This window comes from Ruminococcus sp. CAG:379 (genome assembly GCF_000434255.1).
GTDB classification, from domain to species: domain Bacteria; phylum Bacillota; class Clostridia; order Oscillospirales; family Ruminococcaceae; genus Ruminococcus_F; species Ruminococcus_F champanellensis.
Genome location: NZ_FR894926.1, coordinates 12,520 through 19,500 on the forward strand (window position 1 = coordinate 12,520; position 6,981 = coordinate 19,500).

At 54.5% G+C, this 6,981-nt stretch carries 6 protein-coding genes; all 6 read right to left on the minus strand.

All coding sequences use genetic code 11. From position 1 onward, the window contains the following. Nucleotides 1-148: 148 nt before the first annotated feature. Nucleotides 149-1,429, minus strand: coding sequence for a serine--tRNA ligase (serS, locus tag QVO51_RS10310; protein ID WP_022358321.1), 1,281 nt, complete (start codon nt 1,427-1,429; stop codon nt 149-151). A gap of 79 nt (nt 1,430-1,508) precedes the next feature. Continuing rightward, a complete protein-coding gene (locus QVO51_RS10315; protein WP_022358322.1) occupies nt 1,509-2,342 on the minus strand; it encodes a ParB/RepB/Spo0J family partition protein in 834 nt (277 codons plus the stop codon). A gap of 13 nt (nt 2,343-2,355) precedes the next feature. Continuing rightward, on the minus strand, nt 2,356-3,153 hold the full coding sequence (locus QVO51_RS10320; protein WP_022358323.1) for a ParA family protein: 798 nt from the start codon (nt 3,151-3,153) through the stop codon (nt 2,356-2,358). 136 nt (nt 3,154-3,289) lie between these two features. Further along, nucleotides 3,290-4,102, minus strand: coding sequence for a ParB/RepB/Spo0J family partition protein (locus QVO51_RS10325; protein ID WP_022358324.1), 813 nt, complete (start codon nt 4,100-4,102; stop codon nt 3,290-3,292). A 118-nt stretch (nt 4,103-4,220) separates the two neighbouring features. Beyond that, nucleotides 4,221-4,928, minus strand: a complete 708-nt coding sequence (gene rsmG, locus QVO51_RS10330; RefSeq protein ID WP_022358325.1) for a 16S rRNA (guanine(527)-N(7))-methyltransferase RsmG — start codon at nt 4,926-4,928, stop codon at nt 4,221-4,223. Further along, nucleotides 4,912-6,804, minus strand: coding sequence for a tRNA uridine-5-carboxymethylaminomethyl(34) synthesis enzyme MnmG (mnmG, locus tag QVO51_RS10335; RefSeq protein WP_022358326.1), 1,893 nt, complete (start codon nt 6,802-6,804; stop codon nt 4,912-4,914). Before mnmG ends, rsmG begins: the two co-directional genes overlap by 17 nt. Nucleotides 6,805-6,981 lie beyond the last annotated feature (177 nt).

Genomic DNA, 6,981 nt, shown 5'->3' on the forward strand with positions numbered 1-6,981 from the left:
AGCTGCTCTACCAACTGAGCTACACCAGCACTAGCGTGATAACATAAAATATTATATCACACGGCGCAGTGGTTGTCAAGCCTTTTTTTCGATTTTTTCAAAAAAATTTCGAGGCACGGAATACCTCATGCCTCGAAAGCTAATTGATTTACCGAATAACATCCTTGCCGCCCATATACATCCGGAGCGGCTCCGGAATCCGGACGGAACCATCCGCATTCAGGTTGTTCTCCAGGAACGCAATGAGCATCCGGGGCGGTGCAACCACCGTATTGTTCAGCGTATGCGCCAGGTACTTTTCCCCGTCTGCGCCCTTGACACGGATGCCGAGCCGCCGTGCCTGAGCATCCCCCAGATTGGAGCAGCTGCCTACCTCGAAGTACTTCTTCTGACGGGGGGACCATGCCTCCACGTCGATGCTCTTGACCTTCAGATCCGCCAGGTCGCCGGAGCAGCACTCCAGAGTGCGTACCGGGATATCCAGGCTCCGGAAGAAGTCCACTGTGTTCTGGTACAGCTTGACGAACCACGCCTTGCTGTCCTCCGGCTTACAGACCACGATCATTTCCTGCTTTTCAAACTGGTGAATCCGGTATACGCCACGCTCCTCAATGCCGTGGGCGCCCACTTCCTTCCGGAAGCAGGGGGAATAGCTGGTAAGGGTCTGGGGCAGGGACTCCTCCGGCAGGATGGTGTCGATGAACCGACCGATCATGGAATGCTCACTGGTACCGATCAGGTACAGATCCTCCCCTTCGATCTTGTACATCATGCCCTCCATCTCCGCAAAGCTCATAACACCGGTAACTACGTCGCTGCGGATCATGTAGGGGGGAATGAAATATGTAAAGCCACGATCGATCATGAAGTCCCGGGCATAGGACAGAATGGCGGAATGGAGCCGGGCGATGTCACCGCAGAGATAGTAAAAGCCGTTTCCGCTGGTTTTCCGGGCACTGTCGATGTCGATGCCGTGGAGCTTTTCCATGATATCCACATGATAGGGGACTTCAAACTCCGGTACAAAGGGATCCCCGAAGCGCTCCACCTCCACATTTTCGCTGTCATCCCTGCCGATGGGCACTGTATCGTCAATGATGTTGGGGATCACCAGCATAATCTTACGGATCCGTGCCTCCAGGTCGTTTTCCATCGCCTCAGATTCGCTCAGTTCCTTTGCGAGCTCCGCAACCTCCGCCTTCCTGGCTTCCGCTTCCTCCTTCTGTCCTTTTGCCATCAGCCCGCCGATCGCCTTGCTGATGGTTTTTCGCTGGTTCCGCAGTGCATCGCTCTTGACTTTCGTCTCACGATACTGCCTGTCCAATTCCACAACCTCGTCCACCAGGGGGAGCTTTTCATCCTGGAATTTCTTCTTGATATTTTCCTTCACCAGTTCCGGATTTGTCCGGATCAACTTCATATCGATCATGATTTTCTCTCCTGTATTGAATTTGTTCCACGTGGAACAATTTTGTTTCACACCATGCAAACCGCAGTGTTGCGTGCTTTCACTCAGTCAATTTTTTTGCAAGGGTTGCAAGATCGTCCTTGTCATAGTACTCCAGAATCAGCATGCCCTTCTTTCTGCCCTGATCCACCTTCACCTTTCTGCCCAGACTGCTGCTCAGGCTCAGCTCCATCTCCTTATAGTAGCTGTCCCGGCGCCGATCCGGCTGAAGCAGGTGCTCCTTGGGTGCTGCCGCCAGCTTTTCAATGGCACGAACCGTCAGCTGACCGTCCGCCGCCCGTGCAGCGCATGCAAGCATGGTTTCCTCATCCGCAAAGCCAGCCAGCGCCTTGGCATGGCCGGTGGTGATGGCGCCCTCCTGCAGGTACTGCTGAATCTGTTCCGGCAACTGCAAAAGCCGCAGGGAGTTTGCTACCGCCGATCGGGATCGACCCACGATCTGGGCGATGCCCTCCTGGGTCATACCAAACTGATCCATCAATTCCTGGTATCCCTGAGCCTCCTCAATAGGGTTCAGATTTTCTCGCTGCAAATTCTCGATCAGAGCAATCTGCATGGTTTCCTGGTCGGACATGGCTCGGATCGTCACCGGCACTTCCTCCAGTCCCAGCATCCGGGCTGCCCGCCAGCGCCGTTCACCGGCTACAATCTGGTAGGATCCGTTTTCCAGCGGGCGCACCAGGATGGGTTGGATCATACCATGCTCCCGAATAGAATCGGCCAGAGCAGCAATTGCCCCATCGTCAAAGGATTTTCGGGGCTGCTCCCGATTTGGCTCGATCTCCGCCACCCGCAAAGTGGACAGATTCTGTACTTCCGTCGTGTTGTCCGAGAACAGGGTCTCGTAGCCCCGTCCCAAACCGCCTTTTGCCATAGCCTACTCCTTTCTAACGCCCAAAAAGCCGACGTTTCTGCTGGATCACCAGGGGTTCTCCCAGAATCTCGTGCCCCAGCAGCTCATACGCCTCTGCGCCCTTTGAGCTCTTATCGTAATACATTACCGGCTTGCCATGGCTGGGTGCCTCAGAGAGCCGCACATTCCGGGGGATTTTTGTCTGGAACACCTTTCCCGGAAAGTATCGCTCCACCTCATCCACAACCTGATTGGATAAATTCAGCCGTGCATCGAACATGGTAAACAGGATTCCCTGGATATCCAGACCGGGATTATACCTGGATCGAACGATCCGCATGGTATCTGACAGCTGGGACAGACCCTCCAGCGCAAAAAACTCAGCTTCCATGGGGATAATCAGCTTATCGCATGCCACCAGGCCGTTCAGAGTCATCAAACTCAGGGACGGGGGACAGTCGATAAACACAAAATCGTAGTCCGTCCGACAGGTGAGCAACTGCATTTTTAACCGATTCATCCGGTTATCCAGCTCGATCATTTCGATCTCGGCGCCAGCCAGTGCTGAAACAGCCGGCACAACACTTACATTGGAAAACTCGCTGTCGAGGATCGCCTCCTGAATCCGTGCTTTTCCAAGCAGCACATCATAGGTGGACATCTCCAGACCCTTTTTTTGTATGCCAAATCCAGTGGTGGTATTGCCCTGGGCATCGATATCCACACAGAGCACTTTTTTGCCCCGGGAACCCAGGTATGCAGCAAGATTTACAACCGTTGTGGTTTTTCCAACGCCGCCCTTCTGATTTGCGACCGCAAAAATGCGAGCCATCTTACCGCCTCCTTCCATTTCAATACTATTATAGCATGTGGAGGCGGTCTTGTAAAGGTGTTTGCAAAAAAATGTTCCACGTGGAACATTCCACATGGAACATGCAGACCGGTTATAATTGTTCCACGTGGAACAATTACTTCACAACCGGTATGTAGACACGATATTCAACAAAATCATCGTGCTGGATTTTCCGTGCATCAGCCTGGATTCCGGCCGCCTGCATAGTCTCCACCGCCTTCTGGATCGTATTTACGAAAATGCGCACGTTCTGAAAAAACGGGCTGCGTTGCCGATAGCTTTCCCGTTCCTTTTGCTGATGCAGCAGATCGGCTATAAGCTGCTCTGTTTTCTCCACGTTCAAATTTCGCTTGATGACCTGCCGCAGCACCGTCTCACGATCCTCCAGGGAGGAGAGCTTCAGAAGCGCTCTTGCATGCCGTTCCGTCAGCCCATACTTCAAGATCAGTGCCCGGTGGGGTTCACTGATTTTCAGCAGGCGTAGCTTGTTCGCAACGGTACTTTGGGCTCTGCCCAGTTTCACTGCCGCATCCTCCTGGGTCATGCCGTAGGAGGCGATAAGCCGCTGAATGGCTGCCGCCTCATCGAAAAAATTCAGATTCTGCCGCTGAATGTTCTCCACCAGTGACAGGATGGCAGATGTCCGATCCGAAACGTCGAAAACGATGCAAGGCACGGTTGGCAACCCAAGTTCCCTGGCAGCCCGGAGCCGGCGCTCCCCAGCGATCAGCTCGTACCCATCCGGCAGCTTCCGCACGGATAGCGGCTGCAAAAGGCCGTTCTGCTGAATGCTTTCCGCCAGCGAGAGGATTTCCACCTCCTCGAACTCCGTCCTGGGCTGATGCGGATTCGGCAAAATCTCCTCCGGTGCGACCTGGATCACCCTCGTTGTGTTCTTTTCTCTTGTAAAGCCTAGAAATGTCCCCATTTTCTGCTCCTTTCCACGGTTGTCCGTAATCCAATTGTAGCAGAAAATATGCCCCATTTCCAATACAAAAATCCGCTTACTTCAACGAAATAAGCGGATTTCCCAACATTTCCGGAGGTTAAATCAAGGGTTTTGCTTTGATCTGACCGCTGTTGCGAGGGTATTTGGTTGAAGTCTGCGATATTTTTCGGATGCAGATCAACCGCCTTGCATCCTCCTGTAGGGTGTAATCCACTGCCCTGGGACTTTCACCCCCAAGCAACTGCGCAGCACGAGCACCGTCCGAAGCATGCTCGGAGGGACCTTTCATGGCAATCATCATGCCGCCTGGCTTCACAAAGGGCAGACAGTATTCCGCCAAGGCTGGCAACGCCGCCACTGCCCGGGCAGTCGCCACATCAAACTGCTCCCGCAACTCCGGCCTTTTGGCTGCTTCCTCGGCACGTCCGTGGATACAACGAACCTCCAACCCCAGTTTTTCCGATAAAAACTGTAAGAAAACGATTCGCTTGTTGAGACTATCCAGCAGGGTCACATGCAGATCCTGCCGTAAAAGCAACACGGGCACGGACGGGAATCCGGCACCGGTGCCCACATCAATGAGGGCTGCGCCCAAGGGGATTTCTATGTATTTCGTCAACAGCATGCTATCCAGAAAATGCTTGACCAGCACATCCTCCGGAGCTGTCAGGGCAGTCAGATTCACGTTTTCGTTGTATTCCACCAGAAAAGAGGCGTAGCAGTCCAGTTTATCGTAGCATTCGGGGGTAAGCTCCAGCCCGTACCCCTCAAAAAGCGTCTTTGCATGCTCATAGTTCGGTAGCATTTTGTTTCCCCCTTTGTGACAGCCAGACCAGCAGCACGGAAATGTCCGCCGGGGATACCCCGGAAATCCGGCTTGCCTGTCCGATATTGATGGGTCGCTGACGATTCAGCTTCTCCGCAGCCTCCAACCTCAGTCCACGAACCTGGCTGTAATCCGCATCGTTTGGCAGCAGTTTCTCCTCCAACCCGCGCATTTGCGCCACTTGCGCCAGCTGCTTTTCGATATACCCGGCATATTTGATCTCCAGTTCCACCTGCTGTCCCACATCCTCCGGAAGTACGGGACGATCCGGGTCAAAAGGTGCCAGCATGCTGTAAGCCAGTTGTGGACGGCGAATCAGATCCGCCAGCTTACAACCGGTTGTAAGAGGCGTGGTACCATGGTTCGTGAGGAAATCCGCCAGAGCATCCGAAGGAGCAATGTTGCAGTGCTGCACCCGCTTGATCTCCCGGGAAATGGCGGTTTCCTTAGCACGCAGGGCAGCATATCGCTCCTCCGACAGCAGTCCGATGCTGTGACCGATCCGGGACAGGCGCTGATCCGCATTGTCCTGGCGCAAAATCAAGCGATATTCGCTGCGGGAGGTCATCATCCGGTATGGCTCGTTGCAGCCCTTTGTAACCAGATCATCGATGAGAGTGCCGATGTAGGCAGTGCCCCGATCCAGGATCACGGGCTCCTTACCCTGCACCAGCCGTGCGGCGTTGATACCTGCCATCAGCCCTTGCGCAGCCGCCTCCTCGTACCCGGAGCTGCCATTGAACTGACCGGCGCCAAACAAACCATGCAAACCTCGAAATTCCAGAGAAGGAGAAAGGGCGGTGGGATCACAGCAATCATACTCAATGGCATAGGCAGGCCGCATGATCTCCACATGCTCCAGTCCCACAATGGTGCGCAAAAACGCCAGCTGCACCTCCTCCGGCAGGGAGGAGGACATGCCCTGCAGGTAGTATTCATCCGTGTTCAGCCCCATTGGTTCTATGAACAGCTGATGCCGCTCCTTGTCCGGAAAGCGGACGATTTTGTCCTCGATGGAGGGGCAGTACCGGGGGCCGACGCCCTCGATTCTGCCGGAATACATGGGTGAGCGGTGCAGGTTCGCCCGGATCACTGCGTGGGTCTGAGCGTTGGTGTAGGCGATGTAGCAGCTGACCCGGTTCTGCATGTGGGAAGCATCGCTGGCAAAAGAAAACGGGACAATGTCCGGATCTCCGTCCTGCCGCTCCAGCTTGTCAAAATCGATGCTTCGGCGATGCACACGGCAAGGCGTACCAGTTTTGAACCGGCGCAGAGGAACATGCAAGGACCGGAGACTGTCCGAAAGCTGCATGCTGGGCAGTGCCGCATCCGGCCCGCTCTGGTAGGATGCTTCTCCCACATGGATCAGTCCCCGCAGATAGGTTCCTGTGGAAATCACAACAGCACGGGTAGCATACACAGTGCCAAGACGAGTCCGAATGCCACAAACGGCACCGTTTTCAGTCAGAATCTCCACAACCTCGCCCTGCTTGATATCCAGATTTGGCTCCTGCTCACAGACCTGCTTCATGTAACAGTGGTAGGCGACCCGATCCGCCTGCACACGCAGACTGTGAACAGCCGGGCCTTTGCCCCGGTTCAGCATCCGGCTCTGAATAAAGGTTGCATCCGCCGCCTTGCCCATTTCGCCCCCAAGGGCGTCGATCTCCCGGACAAGATGCCCCTTGGCGGTGCCGCCGATGGACGGATTGCAAGGCATATTCGCAATCTGATCCAGGGAGATGGTGAACATTGCGGTGCGGCATCCAAGCCGGGCAGATGCCAGAGCGGCTTCCACCCCCGCATGCCCCGCACCGATCACGATCACCTCATAGCATCCCAGTGGTTCCTCCATGTTTTCAACTCCAAACTGTGAAATGTTCCACGTGGAACATTTTTTGATCTTGTTCTCCATTGTTCCACGTGGAACAATTTCTTCTGCGCATGTTTTACACTGTTCCACGTGGAACATTTTCATTTCCCGACACAAAACCTTGCAAAAACCTGTTCTACAACCGCCTCTGTGGCTCGC

Coding starts and splice junctions, on each gene's coding strand:
- serS (WP_022358321.1), bottom strand. CDS start 1,429: ATGATCGATATGAAGTTGATCCGGACAAATCCGGAACTGGTGAAGGAA.
- QVO51_RS10315 (WP_022358322.1), bottom strand. CDS start 2,342: ATGGCAAAAGGCGGTTTGGGACGGGGCTACGAGACCCTGTTCTCGGAC.
- QVO51_RS10320 (WP_022358323.1), bottom strand. CDS start 3,153: ATGGCTCGCATTTTTGCGGTCGCAAATCAGAAGGGCGGCGTTGGAAAA.
- QVO51_RS10325 (WP_022358324.1), bottom strand. CDS start 4,102: ATGGGGACATTTCTAGGCTTTACAAGAGAAAAGAACACAACGAGGGTG.
- rsmG (WP_022358325.1), bottom strand. CDS start 4,928: ATGCTACCGAACTATGAGCATGCAAAGACGCTTTTTGAGGGGTACGGG.
- mnmG (WP_022358326.1), bottom strand. CDS start 6,804: ATGGAGGAACCACTGGGATGCTATGAGGTGATCGTGATCGGTGCGGGG.